Source organism: Paenibacillus sp. FSL K6-1318 (assembly GCF_037976905.1).
GTDB classification, from domain to species: domain Bacteria; phylum Bacillota; class Bacilli; order Paenibacillales; family Paenibacillaceae; genus Paenibacillus; species Paenibacillus amylolyticus_A.
In genome coordinates this window covers 317,648-335,715 of record NZ_CP150270.1, presented here as the reverse complement: position 1 = coordinate 335,715, position 18,068 = coordinate 317,648, and the positions used below count along the sequence as shown (strand labels likewise).

18 protein-coding genes are annotated in these 18,068 nt (G+C 47.0%); 7 read left to right on the top strand and 11 right to left on the bottom strand.

Annotated features, from left to right (window positions below; translation table 11 throughout):
* Positions 1-92: 92 nt before the first annotated feature.
* Together NYE45_RS01575 and NYE45_RS01570 are read right to left on the bottom strand one after the other, a co-directional pair.
* Positions 93-1,622 carry a PAS domain-containing protein gene (locus NYE45_RS01575; protein WP_340015306.1) on the bottom strand — a complete coding sequence of 510 codons (1,530 nt, stop codon included), beginning with the start codon at positions 1,620-1,622 and terminating at the stop codon, positions 93-95.
* A gap of 181 nt (positions 1,623-1,803) precedes the next feature.
* Positions 1,804-2,253: an SRPBCC family protein gene (locus NYE45_RS01570; RefSeq protein WP_062838169.1), complete on the bottom strand. Its 450-nt coding sequence runs from the start codon at positions 2,251-2,253 to the stop codon at positions 1,804-1,806.
* A gap of 167 nt (positions 2,254-2,420) precedes the next feature.
* Between NYE45_RS01570 and NYE45_RS01565 the strand changes: the two genes are divergently transcribed.
* From NYE45_RS01565 to NYE45_RS01555, 3 genes are read left to right on the top strand one after another with little or no spacing between them, the layout of a single operon-like run.
* The gene (locus NYE45_RS01565; RefSeq protein ID WP_340015305.1) at positions 2,421-2,960 is read left to right on the top strand and encodes an SUKH-3 domain-containing protein; all 540 of its coding nucleotides are present in this window, start codon (positions 2,421-2,423) and stop codon (positions 2,958-2,960) included.
* Positions 2,957-3,694 (top strand): WecB/TagA/CpsF family glycosyltransferase, encoded by a 738-nt coding sequence (locus NYE45_RS01560; protein WP_340015304.1) that lies wholly within the window; start codon positions 2,957-2,959, stop codon positions 3,692-3,694. Before NYE45_RS01565 ends, NYE45_RS01560 begins: the two co-directional genes overlap by 4 nt.
* Before the next feature lie 28 nt (positions 3,695-3,722).
* Entirely contained in the window at positions 3,723-4,562 is an 840-nt protein-coding gene (locus NYE45_RS01555; protein WP_340015303.1) for a helix-turn-helix transcriptional regulator, read from the top strand.
* 16 nt (positions 4,563-4,578) lie between these two features.
* On the opposite strand, the gene NYE45_RS01550 is transcribed toward NYE45_RS01555, so the two are convergent.
* Positions 4,579-5,112 carry an MOSC domain-containing protein gene (locus NYE45_RS01550; protein WP_340015302.1) on the bottom strand — a complete coding sequence of 178 codons (534 nt, stop codon included), beginning with the start codon at positions 5,110-5,112 and terminating at the stop codon, positions 4,579-4,581.
* Positions 5,113-5,371: 259 nt separating this feature from the next.
* Between NYE45_RS01550 and NYE45_RS01545 the strand changes: the two genes are divergently transcribed.
* From NYE45_RS01545 to NYE45_RS01535, 3 genes are all read left to right on the top strand, one after another.
* Positions 5,372-5,737, top strand: a complete 366-nt coding sequence (locus tag NYE45_RS01545; RefSeq protein WP_340015301.1) for a DUF1304 domain-containing protein — start codon at positions 5,372-5,374, stop codon at positions 5,735-5,737.
* Between the two features lie 76 nt (positions 5,738-5,813).
* Positions 5,814-6,653: a DUF4261 domain-containing protein gene (locus NYE45_RS01540; protein WP_340015300.1), complete on the top strand. Its 840-nt coding sequence runs from the start codon at positions 5,814-5,816 to the stop codon at positions 6,651-6,653.
* 259 nt (positions 6,654-6,912) lie between these two features.
* Entirely contained in the window at positions 6,913-7,272 is a 360-nt protein-coding gene (locus NYE45_RS01535) for a hypothetical protein (RefSeq protein ID WP_340015299.1), read from the top strand.
* A gap of 119 nt (positions 7,273-7,391) precedes the next feature.
* Here the strand turns inward: NYE45_RS01535 and NYE45_RS01530 are convergent, their stop codons facing one another.
* Both NYE45_RS01530 and NYE45_RS01525 read right to left on the bottom strand, forming a co-directional pair.
* The gene (locus NYE45_RS01530) at positions 7,392-7,898 is read right to left on the bottom strand and encodes a GNAT family N-acetyltransferase (protein WP_340015298.1); all 507 of its coding nucleotides are present in this window, start codon (positions 7,896-7,898) and stop codon (positions 7,392-7,394) included.
* A complete protein-coding gene (locus NYE45_RS01525) occupies positions 7,895-8,422 on the bottom strand; it encodes a hypothetical protein (RefSeq protein ID WP_340015297.1) in 528 nt (175 codons plus the stop codon). Before NYE45_RS01525 ends, NYE45_RS01530 begins: the two co-directional genes overlap by 4 nt.
* Before the next feature lie 477 nt (positions 8,423-8,899).
* On the opposite strand from NYE45_RS01525, the gene NYE45_RS01520 reads away from it, so the two are divergent.
* The gene (locus NYE45_RS01520; protein ID WP_340015296.1) at positions 8,900-10,879 is read left to right on the top strand and encodes a methyl-accepting chemotaxis protein; all 1,980 of its coding nucleotides are present in this window, start codon (positions 8,900-8,902) and stop codon (positions 10,877-10,879) included.
* Between the two features lie 175 nt (positions 10,880-11,054).
* Here NYE45_RS01520 and NYE45_RS01515 read toward each other — a convergent pair whose 3' ends face one another.
* From NYE45_RS01515 to iolE, 6 genes are all read right to left on the bottom strand, one after another.
* Positions 11,055-12,062, bottom strand: a complete 1,008-nt coding sequence (locus NYE45_RS01515; protein ID WP_340015295.1) for a LacI family DNA-binding transcriptional regulator — start codon at positions 12,060-12,062, stop codon at positions 11,055-11,057.
* 250 nt (positions 12,063-12,312) lie between these two features.
* Positions 12,313-13,119: a 5-deoxy-glucuronate isomerase gene (gene iolB, locus NYE45_RS01510; RefSeq protein ID WP_340015294.1), complete on the bottom strand. Its 807-nt coding sequence runs from the start codon at positions 13,117-13,119 to the stop codon at positions 12,313-12,315.
* A gap of 108 nt (positions 13,120-13,227) precedes the next feature.
* On the bottom strand, positions 13,228-14,280 hold the full coding sequence (gene iolG, locus NYE45_RS01505; RefSeq protein ID WP_340015293.1) for an inositol 2-dehydrogenase: 1,053 nt from the start codon (positions 14,278-14,280) through the stop codon (positions 13,228-13,230).
* Between the two features lie 67 nt (positions 14,281-14,347).
* The gene (locus NYE45_RS01500) at positions 14,348-15,823 is read right to left on the bottom strand and encodes a CoA-acylating methylmalonate-semialdehyde dehydrogenase (RefSeq protein ID WP_340015292.1); all 1,476 of its coding nucleotides are present in this window, start codon (positions 15,821-15,823) and stop codon (positions 14,348-14,350) included.
* Positions 15,824-15,922: 99 nt separating this feature from the next.
* Complete coding sequence (gene iolC, locus NYE45_RS01495) at positions 15,923-16,933, bottom strand: 5-dehydro-2-deoxygluconokinase (RefSeq protein ID WP_340015291.1); 1,011 nt, start codon at positions 16,931-16,933, stop codon at positions 15,923-15,925.
* 191 nt (positions 16,934-17,124) lie between these two features.
* The gene (gene iolE / locus NYE45_RS01490; RefSeq protein WP_340015290.1) at positions 17,125-18,027 is read right to left on the bottom strand and encodes a myo-inosose-2 dehydratase; all 903 of its coding nucleotides are present in this window, start codon (positions 18,025-18,027) and stop codon (positions 17,125-17,127) included.
* Positions 18,028-18,068: the final 41 nt, after the last annotated feature.

Below are 18,068 nucleotides of genomic sequence, written 5' to 3'. Positions count from 1 at the left end.
CAAAATCCACCGGAAGCAGAAATGCCCCCGGTGGATTTTTTGTCGATGATGTATGCCAATGAATCGTGATGTTACAACAAATGGGTTCGAAATTATAGATTCCGCGAGTAATCAACCAGATCCTGTGACATGGTGTTAATCTCATCCATTGAAGCATTCACCTGTTGTGTCAGGGCAGCTTGATTTTGCGTTAACGTAGACATATTACCGATATGCTCCAGAATTTGATCAATCAGTGTTTTCATCTTCTGCATGCTATCTTCGATATTTACTGTGGCCTCTGAACTGTGATCAGCCAGTTTGCGCACTTCACCTGCAACGACGCCAAACCCCAGTCCCAGCTCTCCCGCTCGCGCGGCTTCAATGGCTGCATTCAACCCGAGTAGATTGGTCTGACTCGCAATCTCCCGAATAAACACGGTGATATTCTTCGTATCATCTGCACTGCTTTTCACTTCAATGGCTGCATCGGCAGACAATTCCTGTGCAGTCACCAAATCCTGTGCCTGATCGGTAATCGAGTTGATTCCACGTACCATCTCACCAATGGACTCCGACAATTGTTTTGTTTTCATATTCATGGCTTCCACGATCTGTTCCTTATTCTTCTCATGGGTTACATCACGAATCGTTCCAGCTACACGGAGCGGTACTCCATCCTGATCCCGAATGGTCTCCCCACCCGCGTGGTACCACCGATACTCCCCGTCTTTGCGTTGCAGACGATAATCCAGATCGTACGGCGTGCGGCCACTGTAATCATTCATATGTCTGGCAAATTCATTAATCGTCCGGTCATGGTCTTCCGGATGCAATCGGCTGCTCCAGCTGCTGAACACATTCGGGAAATCCTGCTCGTCTTTGAACCCTAATTCTCTGCGGAACTGGGGTGACCACCAAAATTCATTATTCGGGTTAACCACATCTCCTGCCACAACGGTCATATCCCACGGTGCCTCCACCAAGGCCCGGTTAACAAGATCATATCGGGTGACGAGTGCTTCCAGCTCATCGGACTTACTTTTTTCCTCATGAATATCAAACATGATGCCCAGAAGTTTGACCGGAACGCCAGCCTGATTTCGGACGACTTGTCCAAGACATCGGAACCAGCGGATTTCTCCACTTTTTGTAATCATACGACTAATTACGTTATAAGCATTCGTTGCTCCAGGGTCATTCACATGTTTCATAATCTCCTGCACCAGCTGAGGTCTGTCATCCGGATAGATGGATTTGGCCCAGCTTGCAAAGGAATCGGGATAATCCTTGGCATTATGGAAACCTAACATTTGGCGGAATTCATTCGAAAATGCGATGATATTATTGTTATCCAGCGCATCACCGGCAACGATTTCAGATTCCCATAATCCCACATTCATCGCCTGATTCAGCATCTTAAGACGCATTTCCACAGCTTCGTTCTGTGCTTTCATCATATGTACTGCTTTTTTGATGTTACTGGCTATTTCATCGGCATCCTGAAACTCAATGCCATCTTCGACCCATGTACCATAGTCGCCCTTTTCTGCGTTTGCAACCAGCTTACGACTATACTCCAATAATTTTTGATACGCATCTATACGAAGTTGTTTAGTAGATTCAGTGCTTTTACGAAACATGTTCATTTCTCCTCTTAGGTCATATGATATATATTTCGACATCATTAGACATTAAATGTAGAGCTATAGTCTTAATTTGTATAAACAAAATGAACCAGCGCTGAATCAGCACTGGTTCATTTGTTATATATATTTTTTTATTATTATAATCAGTCATTCATGACTGCCTCTTGCCAGCTAACTACCAGCCAAAATTCAGTGTTTTTCCCGTCTCTACCCAAGTTTTGATGCTGCTCAGGATCATCCACCAGCTGCTCTGTGCATTGGCAAAGGAAGGATGGTTATCTGTAAATTGATCATTGATCAGCGTAAGCTTCGTACACTCCCCCACAGTCTCCAACTGGAAAGCCACTCTGGATTGAAGCTCGGCATGGTTCGCATGATATGATGGACCTGGATGCTCCTGATAGCTGAGTCTGGACAACGGTTCGAATTCTAATATATCTCCATACACATGGACAGTCTCCGCACCATCATTGCCCGGCCCTACATAAGCAAACGGCTGACCTGGCTGAAAATTCGTACGAAGTTCACTACCGAAAAAGCTGTTCCGTGTGCCGTCTGGTGAAATGAGAGCATTCCACACATCTTCCAGCCCTGCATTGATATAAAACTCATATTTGAGTTCCATAGACTCACTCCCTTTATGTATTGGATATGCGATCTGCCAACCTCGCACTCCTATCCTATCGTTATACCCCAAAGGTCGTATTGTAAAAACGCGACATCAGGAGATATAGTCCTTTTCCAGAAGATCAGATATACTAAACTGGAATGAAATAACAGGAGTTGTTCAATATGACTGGAACGTCACAATCCTCATTGTTACCCTATCAACAAATGATTCAGTTGCTGCAGAAGGCGGGCTGGTATGAGAACCGCTGCGTTGACATCTCCCCATACATAGAGCAGTGCTCTAAATCCGCAGATTTATTTCCGGCTGCCCGTTCGTTTCTTGAAGAGTTTTGGGGAATAGATGAACTTATATATTTTAAATACTATAGCCACACTGCCGGGGAAGTGCCTACTGAAAGCCCTTGGCATGAATATGAATTTCATTTTATTCCGGATGCTGAAGAAACACTACGTTGTTCCGCAGAGATGCATTCGATCTTGAAATACGCTAAAGAAGATTGTTATTGTCTTGGATTAACCGGATACTACTATTCTGCAGTCACAGCTATTGGCCGTTCAGGCAAACTGTATCTGTTACACGATTATGATCCAAACGTACATGCATTCGATAATCTGATTGACAGTATGATACATGAACTTCACACGCATAAGCTTGTCCCCCATTCACTCATGGGTCGGAATCAGAAAGGAAATGAGACATGAGCCAATCAACAAATATTATGGGTATCCCTTTTCCCAATGTCACGATGGATCAAACCGTTTCGATCCTTGGTGAAGTCGTAGATCAGGAAAACACTGAACTGTTCCATGTCATCACAGGAAATCCCGAGATCGTCATGTCCTGTCAAAAGAGTACCTCTCTTCGCCAAGTCGTCGATCAAGCCGGGTTGGTTACAGCTGACGGTGCTGGCATTGTAATGGTATCCCGTTTGCGGGGTGGACAATTGACTGAACGGGTAACCGGTTGTGATCTGCTATTTCGTTTATTGGAGGAAGGCGATCGAAAACACTGGTCATTCTACATGCTGGGAGCAGAGGAAAGTGTCAGTGAACAGGCCGTGAAAGTTATTGCGCAACGCTATCCGGGAGTTGTCGTCAAAGGCAGACACCATGGTTTTTTCCAGGAAGATGAGGAACAACAGATTATAGAAGAGATTTGTAGTGCTCAACCGGACTTTCTTATCGTAGCTCTTGGCGCACCCCATGCAGAACACTGGATTAACAAGTATCGCCATCAGTTGAGTGCTCGTGTAGCCATAGGAGTGGGAGGTAGTCTCGATATTCTGGCCGGGAAAACCAAACGTGCCCCTGCGATATGGCAGAAGCTTAATTTGGAGTGGCTCTATCGCCTCCTCAATCAACCTTCGAGATGGCGCAGGCAACTCATTTTACCCCGTTTTGCTGTGCGAGCAATGTTGTTCAGAGAGCCTAAATAATGTGAGATGAGCAGGAGGAATGGTCCGGATGAAACAGGTAGAACAAGGAGACAGACCAAGTATGGGCCTGCTGAATCTGAATGAAGGTGACCAAAGATATCAACTGACCCGCCATGCTCCTTCCGAAGCACTTCGTCCTTTTGTTAAACATTATTGGATCGTATCGTGGGATCTGACAGGACTTGAACCGTATCCCCAACATGTCGTGCCTAACCCCTGTGTCAATCTGGTTGTGGAACGGAACAATACGTTTTGCTTCGGACCGTCGGGACGTAAATTCTCCTATCTTGTGAGCGGGAAAGGCCGTGTATTTGGTGTGAAGTTCAAACCAGGAGGATTCTATCCCTTCCTTCGGGTTCCTGTCTCTTCACTTTACGGACAACCGATGGATGTATCCCGTATTCTTGAGGTCACAGCAGGTTCCTTGGAAGAAAGGCTACTTCGGGATGGGGATAATGCGGATAAAATCGGTTACATCGATCAGCTATTATGTGCGCACCTTCCAGCTGAAGATGCCCAAGCGACGCTGGTTAACGATATTGTGCAACAGATTGAACTGAACCGTGAGATGCTGAGAGTAGATGATCTGTCTTCGTATTGGAAAATTCATAAAAGAAAGCTACAGCGCCTGTTCAATCAGTATGTAGGTATTGGACCAAAAACCGTAATTAAGTTGTATCGTCTGCAAAATGCTGCAGAATGGATGGAGCGCGGTCTTCACTATGATCTGGTTAAGCTATCTCAGGATCTCGGATATCATGATCAATCCCATTTCATCCGAGATTTCAAGTCCATTATCGGAAGCACACCAGAGGAGTATATACACTCTAAACAACCGAATGGCGAGCGCTATGGTCTGATGAATTAAAAACCTGTCCTGAAAATCAGGACAGGCGAATGACTTCGATGGTATCCCCCGTATGGATTACCCCTTCCCGTTCTACCGAGCAGACGATCCCACGTTTTTTGCGAGCGGCTGGCACAAACTTTTTACGCAAACCGTCCTGTTCGTAGAATTGCTCAATCATTTTCCCCGGATGCACACACGGAAGATTCTCTCCTTCGCATATTAACCCCGTCCCGTTTGGAAATAAAAGCCGCGTTCCAGCAGGCAATTCAGTCAATCGATCAATGCCACGGACCAGCATATTGGCACCAAGCCATTCTGGACGCACTTCAGGAATGTTCATTTTCTCAGCGATAAGAGCACATTCTTCCTCAGAAACAATACTGATCTGGCGGCGATTCGCAATCGGTGTGCCGCGCTTGTAGATTTTCTGACGGGAGTCCGCCGGACGAAGCAAACCATAGTGACGGTCACCCGGAATTCCCGCAAGCTCGATGTCGATAAAAGGAACAACTCGCGTCACAAATGTGGATGAATCATCAGCCAACAAGACGAATTGAACAGTTCCCATAGTAATCTCCTCTCTTTCCTGAGCAATATTGCTTCTTTATTGTTCATTATTACCCAATGAATGGATTTTCGACAATCGGCGTATGCTTACCTTTGTATCCATTTTTTTTATTTTCAACATCTTAACGCACTTGGAAAATGATAAACATTTTAAATAATACACAATTAAATTGTTGCAAATTAATTTTACTCTTTCCGTTCTCGTTGCAAACATTTATACTAAGGTGGACAAGTAAATAAATTACATATTAGAAAGTAAGGTGTTTCCTTTGATTAGTATCATTTTTGTAGCTCTTGTAGCTGTCGAACACATCTATATCATGGTGATGGAGATGTTTATGTGGACTCGTCCACGCACAATGAAAACTTTTAATCTCACGCCGGAATTCGCCAAATCAACCAAATCTCTCGCGGCCAATCAAGGTCTTTACAATGGATTTCTTGCGGCAGGTCTGATCTGGGGACTCGTATATCCGGATGCTACCGTTGGACAGCATATTCAGATTTTCTTCCTGGCGTGTGTGATTATCGCGGCCCTCTATGGAGGGGCTACTTCTTCACGTTCCATCATTATTAAACAAGGATTGCCTGCGATCATTGCATTGTTGCTAGTTCTGTTCCTGTAATTTCTGTCGAATAGTGTATTGCTTCGATTCATGTAAACTCCTTTATGGTAAGGTAGTGAATAGATAGCAGTGTACAATGACCAGAATTAATCTGGAATTGGAAGGAGAACATGTCATGGGATTGTTTGACAAGCTTCGGCGGCGCAAAAAGGAGAAGGTACCTGCAGGTGGTGCTGTCGAATCGACGAATTACAGTGAAACCATCGTGGGTTTTGTCCTGCTGGAGCGTGAAGATTGTGATTTTGACCTCTTCATCAAAAATATGAAAAACGAATGGAATATTGAGATTGAGGAACGCCCGGAGGAGGGCAATCTCTTTTTTGAAGTGAATGGAATGCAGGTGGTATGTGCTCACATTGCCGCCCCTGTGCCTGACCGTGAAGTTGAGGAGAATGCCAAACTTAACATCCTTTGGCGAGAAGCGGAGCAAGTTACCTCACGTCACCAGTCTCAGATTATTGTATCTGTTCTGAACGCAACAAATGCTATCGAGGGACATGTTCTGTTCACTCAGACAGCGAGTGCCTTATTGCAGTTGGATCACGCGCTCGCAATATACATGGCCCCGCTTGTGGTTGAAGCCAGTCAATATGTCGAGACCAGCCGTGGAATCAAGCATGATGAGCTGCCCGTCTCGCTCTGGATTTTCATCGGATTATATCAGAATGTCGAAGGAGCTTCAGCTTACACTTACGGACTACGTAACTTTGGCAAAGAAGAGATGGAGATTATGCAATCGTCGGAGTCCTTAAGCGACGTATTTGAGATGATGTTCATGACCACAACGTATGTGGTTGAAAACGACGTCACACTGCATGACGGGGAAACACTTGGTTTCTCGGCAGAACAAAAGCTAAGCATTTCCCTTTCCAAAGGTGTAGCAACGGAAGGTAACAGTTTGAAGATCGGATTCTAGCTTACGTAGTTATCTTAACTTTATCGTGTCACCTTTGTAGAAGCCGTCCGGAGTTCATACTCTGGGCGGCTTTTAGCTATTCAACTTCTTCCAATGATGATATGGAAGCAATCCCTGAATTTAACTCCACTAGGAAGAAGTAGTTCATAAGAACCATATAACTATGATTTAAGTTTTCATTCGTGCTATAAAAAGGTATAATTAATAGGCTTATAGTCTCATATCATACATATCATTATATTATCGAGGAGTTGCCTACATGTCTGTTAGACGTTTGGATTTAACTAAATCTATTATTGAAATTACTTGGGAAGGTATTGTTTCCCCTGAACATGTCGAACAAGCGAATACAGAAATCCAGAGATTAGCGGAACAATTGGGAAATTCGTTTGATGTGCTAGTCGATATGCGAAGCATGAAGGCATTCCCTCAGGATACCAAGGAAAAAATTGTAGAGCATCAGAAATTGCTGACAGCGTGGGGTATGAAGCGGGCCAGTGTGGCCGTAGGCGGTGCAATCGCCAAAATGCAATTGAATCGCATTTCCAAAGAATCGGCTCATCAGACTGAATTCCAATGGGAAACGTATGACGAGGCTTTGGCATTTTTGTTGAAATAATTCGAGATAGTACAGCGGAAGTTTAAAGCGAACATGTATGTGCTATACGCGGCAAAAGAAAGAGGCGTTTCCCATTAGGGAGCGCCTTTTTCTTATTCAGTAGAAAGATCATAGATCATTTAAGATTCCAGACTACTCACACGCACCATCGTTACTGATGTACCACAGAAGCCTTCCTCCACGAACCCTAACCGCCTATATAAGCGAATCGCTTCGTTATCCGGGTCTACACTGAGCGAGACTGCTTCAATTCCCCGCCGTTTGGCTTCATCCAGTGCAGTCTGAAGCAGTAAGGTGCCTACACCTTTTCCACGTGCATCTTCAGTTACAGCCATCCCCATCTCTGGCGTAGCTGCATTCACATAACCGTAACCCGCATTCTGATCCGTATAGAATCGTAATGTTATTGAACCTGATTTCTTACCATGCTGGTCTACCGCAACATACCCAAAATCCCCTTCTCTTCCCCAGCCTTCAACATATTTGGATAGCTCAGGAGTATGTACACTTTCGAGTTGGATAGGTTCATCACCTTCGCGTGTATGCAGGGATGCGTATAACATCTCCCACAGAAAGGAGATATCCTGTTCCTCAATGAGGCGTACATGATAGTTGGTCTTGGTCATGTTTGCTCCTCCTTCAGTTTTTCAAAAAGGCGCTCCATCTCATTTATATTGAGCTCATTAGTAATTTCGTAATCTTGAAGTTTGTCTCGTGTCTTGTACTTACTATAGATTGAAACGGCATGCTCATTATAGAATGTTAATCCGAATCCATCGGTAAATCGACCTTCCTTATTAATGGTAAGTCGCCATTCATAGTAATATGGACTCCTTTCGGAAACGTCGAATTCCCGTACTCTTTTAAGTTCAACATCCTTCAAGAGCTTCAGCATATCTCTAATCTCATTGGGATCTGTAATCGTCACTTCATCTTCTTCATTATACGGATCTGCACTTGAAATTTTCCTAATCGTCAGTCGATCCAATCTATCCAGCATGCTCATATGATCTGTAACCTCTGCTCGAAACGTCGTATGTTTGCTGGGGATATACATGGTGTATTGACCAGAGGTATACATACGCACTGCAATAGCTGCAACAACAATAATCATGGCGATGCCCATAATGATTTTAAGTCTTTTAATCATACCGCTCCTCCATACACCACAAAACATATATAAAATGGTAATTAATGATACTTCCTAGTATATCATCTCACTCCTTCTGTTCCAAAGTAAATTCTTATTTACCCTATCCATTTCGATAACGTTTTTGCCTAAACTATAGTTACTGATAATAATTGAACGGTAGGGAAAAAAGCGTGTAGTCGATGTATACAAGACTTCCAGATCATGATTCCGTTTTCAGATTTAGTAATTAAAATAAATTTCTATGCTCGCTAACTAACTTGTTTGATTACCTAAAATTTAAACTAAAAATGACGATATACTTCATAAGCTCCATTCATTCTTACACATCCATAACATCCCGAGACTATACTCGGCCAGTTTTAACAAGTGAGCATTATCAACAAATCAGCTTGGAACACCATGCTCACCACGCACGATAATATGTTATATGAAGAAGTATAGGCATGTAATTGTTAAACGCTAGGGGGAATTGTAATGAAGCTCAAACCGAAATTAATGATTATGTTTCTGGCCGCTGTATTGATTACTGCACTGCCACTGGCTTCCCTTGGCTTGGTTCAAACTGAAAAACAAGCCACGCGTAATGTGGACTCCAAATTGAATGGCTTAATGGCCTCTTCGGCAAATCAGTTGGATGGCTGGATCAGCAGTAATGCCAAAGTCATCGAAACGTTAGGTTTTGTCATCCAGGAAGGCGTGCCTGAGGGAGAACTCACGGAAGAATACTTTAACATTATGAAGCTGGGCAGTAACAAAGAGAGTCTGTCGGATCTGTATTACGGTTCAGAGCAGGACGGCAGCTTCATGAACGGTTCAGACTGGACTCCCGATGCAGATTATGACCCAAGACAGCGTCCATGGTACCAGGAAGCGAAGCAAGCCAATCAGTTAACTTTCTCTGATCCCTATCTGGATATGATGTCGGAGCAATACGCGGTATCGATTGCCATGCCGGTTCAAAATAAAGAAGGCACAATGCAAGGGGTTGTCGCAGGTGACTTGTTGCTCTCTACACTTACCGATACCGTGGGGAAAATAAACCTGGACGGATTGGGCTACACCTTTTTAATCGATAAAAACGGGCTGCTTCTGGCTCACCCTGACGATAAACTCGTGAACACTTCCGCTGCTGATAATGTGGAGTTAAAACCGCTGTTGGCAGATATGCAGGCGAATTCGTCAGGTCAGAAGCCCTTCCAATATAATGACGAGAATTATCTGTTGTTCTATCATCAGATTCCAAGCACCGGCTGGGCTGTAGGCTCCATCATCTCCGAGAAGCTGGCCTACGCTGAGTATTATGAATTGCGCAATAACTACATTCTGATTATCGGTATTACGTTGCTGGTTGTATTGGCAGGTGCCTATTGGATCGCAACACTCTTCATCAAGCCGCTGAGAAGCCTGCATGGAACGTCACGCCAGATGTCGAGTGGTGACTTTACAGGACGGGTGCAGATCAAAGGCAAAGATGAGTTCGCTGAGCTTGGCATGGCGTTCAATCAGATGTCAGATCAGCTTAGTATGCTGTTCAGACAAGTAACGGCCTCTGCTGATCGGGTACAAAGTATCTCGGGTGAGATGCAGGAACATACGGATAACACCAAGCGCATCGCGGAGCAGATCTCCATTGCCACCGATGAACTCGCTCAAGGCTCCAGTACACAGGCTGAATCGGTGTATGATGGCTCAAGCCGTCTATCGGAGATGAGCGATAGTGTGGGCGGTATTAATCGCAGTGTGGAGCAGTCCGTAACGATGATACGTGAAGCAGGAGAAGCCATGCTGGCTGGACTGCAGGCGGTAGATCACCAGGTGGAACTTTCGGATGGCAACCGCCAATCGATTGACCGCGTAGGTGAATCGATCACCCTACTGGCAGACAAATCACAGAAGATTGAAGACATCGTCAGCATGATTCAAGGTATCGCCTCCCAGACCAACCTGCTTGCCTTGAACGCTTCCATTGAGGCAGCCAGAGCGGGTGAACATGGACGTGGATTCGCGGTGGTTGCCGAGGAAGTACGCAAACTGGCTGAACAATCCGCAGGCTCTGCTCAGGATATCATCGTGTTGCTGAATGAAATCCAGGCGGCTACTCGTCAAAGTGTGAGCGAGGTTGATTCTGCTGAACATGGTATTGAGCAGCAGGTCGCTGCCGTGCATGAGATGCGCAATTCGTTTATGCGAATCAAACAATCCATTGAAGGCATCGACAACCAGCTTCAGCAGGTATCATCTGCAACAACTGAACTGGACAGCAGCTCGGGCAAGATTGCTGAAGTGATCTCCAGCGTAGCGGCTATGTCGCAACAGAGCGCCGCTTCCACAGAAGAGGTTGCTTCCTCTACGCAGGAACAGTTCAATTACATTACGAGTATCTCGGAGCGCTCCAATGAACTGGCTCAACAAGCCAATACGCTCGCCGAGGAAGTGAAGAAGTTCAAGATTTAAATCAACAAGCCGCGTTCTCCCATTGGGGGAACACGGCTTGTTTGTTACGTTGTTATGTTACATATTCCGAATGAGGGATGAAACGGCACCCGTATCTGGATAAAAGATATGACACAAGTAAGCTTGGCCAGCTTGGCCTCACGGCTGATTAGCGTATGCTGGAAACCTCATTGTTTCAGCCCCTTACACGGCCTGCTGATTCTCGGATAACCAATTCGGGCTTCAGCACAATTTTCTGCGGCTCTTTACGCTCATCCTTCAACTCTTCAATCAACAGATCTACAGCGCGATGTCCCAGATCTTCAATCGGCTGGGCAACAGTTGTAAGTGGTGGACTGGTTACCGAGGCCAGAATGGTGTTATCAAATCCGATAATGGACACATCCTCTGGCACGCGTAGACCCAGCTCTTTGGCTGCCTGAAGTGCACCAATGGCCTGAATGTCGTTACAACAGAACAAGCCTGTGGGATGATCAATCTCACTGAGCAGCAGTAGCGCCTCTTTTTTGGCCAAACTCAGGTCAGCTGCCGATTCTCGGATCTGATTCGGTTGCAGCGTATGACCTGCCTTGATCAGTGTTTCACGGAATCCACGTACACGTTCCTGACTGCTGCTGACTTTGGACGGTTCCGACAGCACTGCTACACGGGTGTGACCAAGTTCAAGCAGATGTTCCGCTGCGAGTCTTCCACCGAGAATGTCATCAATGGTGACTGTATGAACCGACAGGGACGGCATATGACGGGCAATCAAAGCGACAGGGATGGACTGCTGCAAGAGAGGTGACAAAATTTCGGCATTATCGATTCCGGTTCCGATCATCATGCCATCGACCCTTTTTTGCTGAAGCAGATTCAGGTAACGCTCTACCCGCTCGTCCTTATTGTCGGTACTGCAGATGACCACGCTGTAGCCCAACTGACGGCTTCGATCCTCGACTGCTCTGGCGAGTTCTGCAAAATACGGGTTGGAAATGTCGGGTACAAGTAGTCCCAATGTATACGTCTGCTTGCCTGTAAGTGCAGCTGCGATCGCGCTGGGTTGATAGTGAAGGCGTTCCATGATCTCCATAATCTCGGCGCGCCGCTTCTCGCTGATCTTGCCTTTGCCATTAATGACCTGCGAGACGGTTGCAATGGATACACCCGCCTCGCGTGCTATATCGTATATGGTTGCTTTCATTGTTTTTCCCCATTTGTGCTATATATAAGTTTCGTTACACATGAATCAATCTCATAATACCTTTATCTGCTTCAATCAAAGCTAAATATAGATCAAAATGGTTCAATTTGTCTATATTTAGTTACAGAAATCCATTTTAGTGAGTTATGAAATTGATTCGCATAGATAATTGTTCTCTTCTTCTCATTATGCAGGGGGAAGTCTGCATACGCAACTTGAAGCGAGCACAATGTGCTTAGCAGGAATTGTTTTACTTTTTCATCAACCACTCATGGTCAGGGTCGTTATGGAATTTCCAGGTCCGGGTTGGTCCAGCCATCACGTTCAGATAGTAGACCTCATACCCCGGAGGAGCACCTACCGGATGATATCCATCCGGAACAAGCACCACTTCACCGTTCTTCACTGCAAGCGTCTCATCTACAGAGCGATCATCCGTGTATATGCGCTGAATGGCAAACCCCTGCTCAGGTTGCACACGGAAATAATACGTTTCCTCCAGCAAAGATTCATCCGGGAGTGCGTCCCGATCATGCTTATGTGGCGGGTAACTGGACCAATGCCCATCTGGTGTGAACACCTCAACAACGAGCAGACTGTCCGCTTCCTTTTGTTCCGGCAAAATGTTGTGAATCTGGCGTTCCAGATTGCCATATCCTCTCGCCTCTACCCCTACATCTTCGGGTGCAATGAGACGAGCCGGGTACGTGCCTTTTCCGGGCGCAACACATATAGCGATTTCCAGTTCGGTACGTGCTGTGATCTGCACTTGATCGGAAGTTGAGACGTAGACCGAATACGGGGGGATTTTCTCGAAAACACTCATTCTTTTTCCGATATTATCCCATGTGTGCTCCCGGGTACTTACATTAGCGAAACCACTGAGAAGAACCACACAGAGTTCCTGATCACCGCTCTCGCGGTTTAGCGTCTCCCCTTCAGCCAACTTCACTACCTGAAATCCAACATATTCCCACCCAGCCGACTCCGGTGTTACGTTTATAAGCGTACCGTCCCCCTCCCGGTTGACCACGGGTTTCACAATACGTTCTGACATCTTGCCATCCACTCCTTTCTGTAGTCGTCCATAACAACCTGATGCATATAAAAACAAGAACTTTGACTATTCATGCGCTCATTTAAAAAAGTGACTTTAATCATCCACCTATGGCGTTGCCGTTTGCGATTCCATTGACACCCCAGGGACTTCACTCAGCTTCACAGGTCTTCCCTGCTCCATCGACATCTTCGCTGCCAGCGCAATTCGTTCTGCCTGTACTGCATCGTGGCCATCTACAATAACCGGTGTATCATGAATGATTGCATCGATAAAGAGGGCTGTCTCCTGTACATACGCTTCATTGTAGCGTTCCAGGAAAAAGTGCAATGGTTTGTCGCGCATGAGTCCGGCCGCTGTACTGATCTCAGCCGTATTCGGATGATCATTCGCCGCTGCGGCGCTGCCCATTGAGCCAAATACCTCAACACGCTGATCATACCCGTATACAGCCTGACGGCTGTTATCAATAACACCAATCGCTCCATTGGCAAACGTCATCGTTACAATAGCTGTATCCACGTCACCATGTTCTGCAAAAACCGGATTGATCAGCACGTTGCCCTGAGCGTACACTTCTTCCACTTCACTCCCGGACAGATAGCGGGCCATGTCAAAATCATGAATCATCATGTCCATGAAGATCCCGCCAGATACACGGATGTACTCCGCAGGCGGTGGACTCGGGTCACGAGACGTGATTTTGATAATATGCGGATCACCAATCGTACCATCCTTCACATGTGCACGTACCCGTCTGAAATTGTGATCAAAGCGACGGTTAAAACCAATTTGCAGCTTCACGCCAGCCTCCTGAACCGCCGCTACAGCCGCTTGAGTCTGTGCTAGATCCATGCTGACCGGCTTCTCGCAGAAGATGTGTTTGCCCGCCTGAGCGGCCTGTTCGATCAGCGGTACATGTGTATCTGTTGAAGAACAGATCAGCACCGCGTCTACATTAGGCATCGAGATTAACTGGCTGCTGTCCGTCGTTACAACAGGGATGCCACGTCTGGAGGCCCATGCCTCCAATTCAGGACCCGCGAATAAGTCACTGATTCCCACAATCTCGGCATGCGGGTTACGCAGGAGATTGTCTGCATGAATTTTGCCGATCCGTCCAGCACCGATGATGCCAATTCTCACTTTGTCCTTGCCCATTCCGTTATCCTCCCTATGTGCGTCCATATGGGCTGGGCGTTCCCCTTAGCCCGAGTTGCTCTGGTTGTTACCAGCGCGCCGTTACCATCTTCTTGCGAGTGTAGAATTCAACACCATCCGTACCATTGGCATGCAGATCACCGTAGAAGGATTTCTTCCAGCCGGAAAACGGGAAGAATGCCATTGGCGCAGGTACGCCCAGGTTAATGCCCAACATGCCCGCATCAATCGTTTCACGGAATTGACGCATACTCGCCCCGCTGCGGGTGAACAGACACGCCCCGTTGGCAAAGTCTGAACGATTCGCCAGTTCTACCGCTTCCTCCAGCGTAGACACTCTTGCCACCGAGAGTACTGGAGCAAAGATCTCATCCTGCCAGATTTTCATATTGCTCTCAACTTGATCGAATACCGTCGGCCCTACAAAGTACCCGGATTCACCTGTCGCCTGATCCTTACGTCCATCCCGGATCAAGGCCGCGCCTTCCTGCTCTCCGGTTTCAATGTAACTGAGTGTGCGCTCTTTATGTGGTCCACGGATGACGGGACCGAGGAATACGCCCTCATCCATGCCGTTACCGATGGTAATGCGGTCTGCTGCTTCCACCAGCTTTTGTACGAGTGTGTCAGCCACATCACCTACAGCCACAACAACCGAACATGCCATGCAACGTTCCCCTGCTGAGCCAAAAGCTGCGCTTGTAATCTCTTTCACCGTCAGATCGAGATCGGCGTCCGGCATAACGATGGAGTGGTTTTTGGCACCCGCGAGTGCCTGTACCCGTTTGCCATGCTTGGATGCAGTAGTGTAGACGTATTCCGCCACAGGTTGTGATCCGACAAAGGAGATCGCTTGAACATCCTTATGTTCCAGCAGACCGTTCACGACATCATGCGCACCGTGAACGATGTTGAGCACACCGTCCGGAAGCCCCGCTTCCTTGAACAGCTCTGCCAAACGGCCTGCCAGCAGCGGTGTACGCTCGGACGGCTTCAGAACAAAGGTGTTACCACAAGCAATAGCCAGCGGGAACATCCAGCAAGGCACCATCATCGGAAAGTTGAACGGGGTAATCCCGCCAATTACGCCGATCGGGTAACGATACATGCCCGACTCCAATCCTGTCGCGATGTCAGGTAGTTGTTTGCCCATCATCAGATTCGGGGCACCTGCCGCGAACTCGACACATTCAATGCCACGTAGTACCTCGCCATACGCTTCAGCGTAGCTTTTACCGTTCTCCAGCGTCACCAGGCGAGCGAGCTCTTCCCAATGCTCCACCAGCAGCTGCTGGTAGCGGAACAGAATACGTGCACGGCGTGGAACCGGTGTGCCGCTCCACGACTTGAACGCTTCCCGTGCCGTCTGAACGGCCAGATCCACGTCCGCTTGCTCAGACAGTGGCACATGTGCAATAACTTCTTCCGTGGCCGGGTTCACAACCGGCTCCGTACGAGTTGCAGCTGGGGTTACCCAGGCACCTCCGATCCAGTTTTGTACCATTGTCGCTGTTGCAGACGCTTCAGAAACTCCTTTTCCCATAGCCCTGTCTCCCTTCGCTTATGTGTAATCCCTTATGTTCAACTTGTTTCATTGTTATAGATCTGTATGTGTGCGTTATTCAAAGTATTGCAACGTGCTTCAGGAAACGGTAATCTCGCCCCGATTGCAACGTTCAATGTAGTCATTTACCTGTTCCGCTGTTGGCATTGCATCCGAACAGCTGTGGCTTGAAATGACGATACTTGCTGCGCCACTGCCATACGCCATACTGCGCTCAATCGTCCAGCCCTGCATCAATCCATACAGGAAGCCAGCCGCGTAAGAGTCGCCTGCGCCGAACGTTTTGACCACTTTTGCCGGATAGCTGTCCGCACGGTGGGAAAGCCCTTCACGCGTATAAGCAATGGACCCTTCCTTGCCGTGTTTGATTACAACGATGTTCGCTGAGAAATCGAACCATTTCTGTGCAGTCACCTGATCGCTATGATCCGGATTGTGGTCGAATGTCTCCATCATGTCGAACTCTTCACGTGTGCCAAGGATGATATCGCATTTCTCGGCTGCGAGGTTATAATAGACCGCTGTCTCTTCGTCCGATGTCCATGTGTATGGACGATAGTCCAGATCAAACACAATAACTGTGCCATGTTTTTTCGCATACGTTAGTGCCTGTAATACGGCTTCACGGGATGGGCTCTGCGCGAGGGCTGTGCCTGAGATTAGCAGCACTTTGGAGTCAGCGATCAACTGCTCCTGCACCTCTTGCGCCTGTAATAACAGATCAGCTACATTGTCCCGGTACATCAGGATACTGCAATCGGTTGGACTCTTGATTTCGGTAAAAGCAAGCCCGGTTACTGCTCCGGTGTCATCTGTAACCACATTCGATGTGTCGATGCCGTTCTTCTCCAGATAGCTATGGATGAATCTGCCCATCTGGTCGCCCGCGATCTTACCGATAAATGCCGTCTCCATACCCAGCCTGGACATGCCAATCGTAATATTGGCTGGAGATCCGCCCACATATTTTGTGAACGTCATCGTCTCTTCCATCGGGCGATTGATCTCATTGGCATTCAAGTCGATACACAGTCGGCCAATCGCGGTGAAATCCTTCTTCCTGGATACGGGAAAGGATACGTAAGTCATTGCATGTGAGCCCCTTTCTGTGGTGGGATTTTACATGTTGTATATGGATATCTAGACTAGTTACGATCTTGAGGATCAGTAAACGGCTAGAGTAAGTCAGTTTTATTTTCCAATCGTAACGTTATACTCTTGCTGGTCTTCATCCTATTTCACTTCATGGGTATGGTCCTCTTCCCATCGCTATGCCTGTATCAGCTGTGTTGGTATAAGGACTTCATATAGTTCAAGGAGCGTTTGGCATACTCATACGGGTTATGAATCGCCGGGTCCTGCTCTCCCTCAAGCATCGCCCAGCCATCGTATCCTCGTGTGATCAGTTCTTGCAGAATAGGAGCAAAGTCAATGCATCCATCCCCTGGTACGGTGAACACCCCTCTACGAATACAGCCGACAAAATCAGACTGCTCCGCGCGTGCTTCATCCAGCACATGTGGGCGGATATCTTTCAGATGGATATAAGCGATCCGATCATAATGTTTGCGCAGCAGTTCAAGTGGATCAGCTCCGCCATAGTAGGCATGACCTGTGTCATAGAGCAGATACACGAGAGAAGGATCGGTTAGCTCCATCAGTCGGTCGATCTCATCCGGTTGTTCTACCACTGTACCTCCATGATGATGGTACGTAAGCTTCAACCCATGTTCACGGGCAATAGCTCCTGCTTCGTTTAATCCTTCAGCGAGGATATGCCATTCCGATTCACTGAGTCTGAGCACTTCTTTTTCATTCGGTGTCCGTCTTGGATCAAAATGAAGTGAACCACCTACCTCCGCCGTACTGATCACCTTACTACCCATGGATTGTAGAAATTCCGCATGTCTGCGATAACTGTCCAGCTCCGACTGACGATACGCCGGATCGGAGAACAGCACCGATTTCCACTGGGAGACCAGATTGATATTCCTTTTACTCAATTCCTCACGCAATATAGCAGGATCGGTTGGATATTTTCGTCCCATCTCCGTACCTGTCAGCCCAAGACGCTGAATGTCATCCAGAATCTGTGCACACGTTGTCGCATCACCATGCTCTTTCACATCTTCACCGACCCAATTGATCGGATGAATCCCAAGCTGGAATGGCAGCTTGCTCATTGCTCCACGTCTCCTTTGTCGTTCAACATTGTGGTTCACTC

Bases quoted from the DNA above. Each gene is read 5' to 3' on its own strand.
- NYE45_RS01575 (WP_340015306.1), bottom strand. From the start codon at position 1,622: ATGTTTCGTAAAAGCACTGAATCTACTAAACAACTTCGTATAGATGCG.
- NYE45_RS01570 (WP_062838169.1), bottom strand. From the start codon at position 2,253: ATGGAACTCAAATATGAGTTTTATATCAATGCAGGGCTGGAAGATGTG.
- NYE45_RS01565 (WP_340015305.1), top strand. From the start codon at position 2,421: ATGACTGGAACGTCACAATCCTCATTGTTACCCTATCAACAAATGATT.
- NYE45_RS01560 (WP_340015304.1), top strand. From the start codon at position 2,957: ATGAGCCAATCAACAAATATTATGGGTATCCCTTTTCCCAATGTCACG.
- NYE45_RS01555 (WP_340015303.1), top strand. From the start codon at position 3,723: ATGAAACAGGTAGAACAAGGAGACAGACCAAGTATGGGCCTGCTGAAT.
- NYE45_RS01550 (WP_340015302.1), bottom strand. From the start codon at position 5,112: ATGGGAACTGTTCAATTCGTCTTGTTGGCTGATGATTCATCCACATTT.
- NYE45_RS01540 (WP_340015300.1), top strand. From the start codon at position 5,814: ATGACCAGAATTAATCTGGAATTGGAAGGAGAACATGTCATGGGATTG.
- NYE45_RS01535 (WP_340015299.1), top strand. From the start codon at position 6,913: ATGTCTGTTAGACGTTTGGATTTAACTAAATCTATTATTGAAATTACT.
- NYE45_RS01530 (WP_340015298.1), bottom strand. From the start codon at position 7,898: ATGACCAAGACCAACTATCATGTACGCCTCATTGAGGAACAGGATATC.
- NYE45_RS01525 (WP_340015297.1), bottom strand. From the start codon at position 8,422: ATGATTAAAAGACTTAAAATCATTATGGGCATCGCCATGATTATTGTT.
- NYE45_RS01520 (WP_340015296.1), top strand. From the start codon at position 8,900: ATGAAGCTCAAACCGAAATTAATGATTATGTTTCTGGCCGCTGTATTG.
- NYE45_RS01515 (WP_340015295.1), bottom strand. From the start codon at position 12,062: ATGAAAGCAACCATATACGATATAGCACGCGAGGCGGGTGTATCCATT.
- iolB (WP_340015294.1), bottom strand. From the start codon at position 13,119: ATGTCAGAACGTATTGTGAAACCCGTGGTCAACCGGGAGGGGGACGGT.
- iolG (WP_340015293.1), bottom strand. From the start codon at position 14,280: ATGGGCAAGGACAAAGTGAGAATTGGCATCATCGGTGCTGGACGGATC.
- NYE45_RS01500 (WP_340015292.1), bottom strand. From the start codon at position 15,823: ATGGGAAAAGGAGTTTCTGAAGCGTCTGCAACAGCGACAATGGTACAA.
- iolC (WP_340015291.1), bottom strand. From the start codon at position 16,933: ATGACTTACGTATCCTTTCCCGTATCCAGGAAGAAGGATTTCACCGCG.
- iolE (WP_340015290.1), bottom strand. From the start codon at position 18,027: ATGAGCAAGCTGCCATTCCAGCTTGGGATTCATCCGATCAATTGGGTC.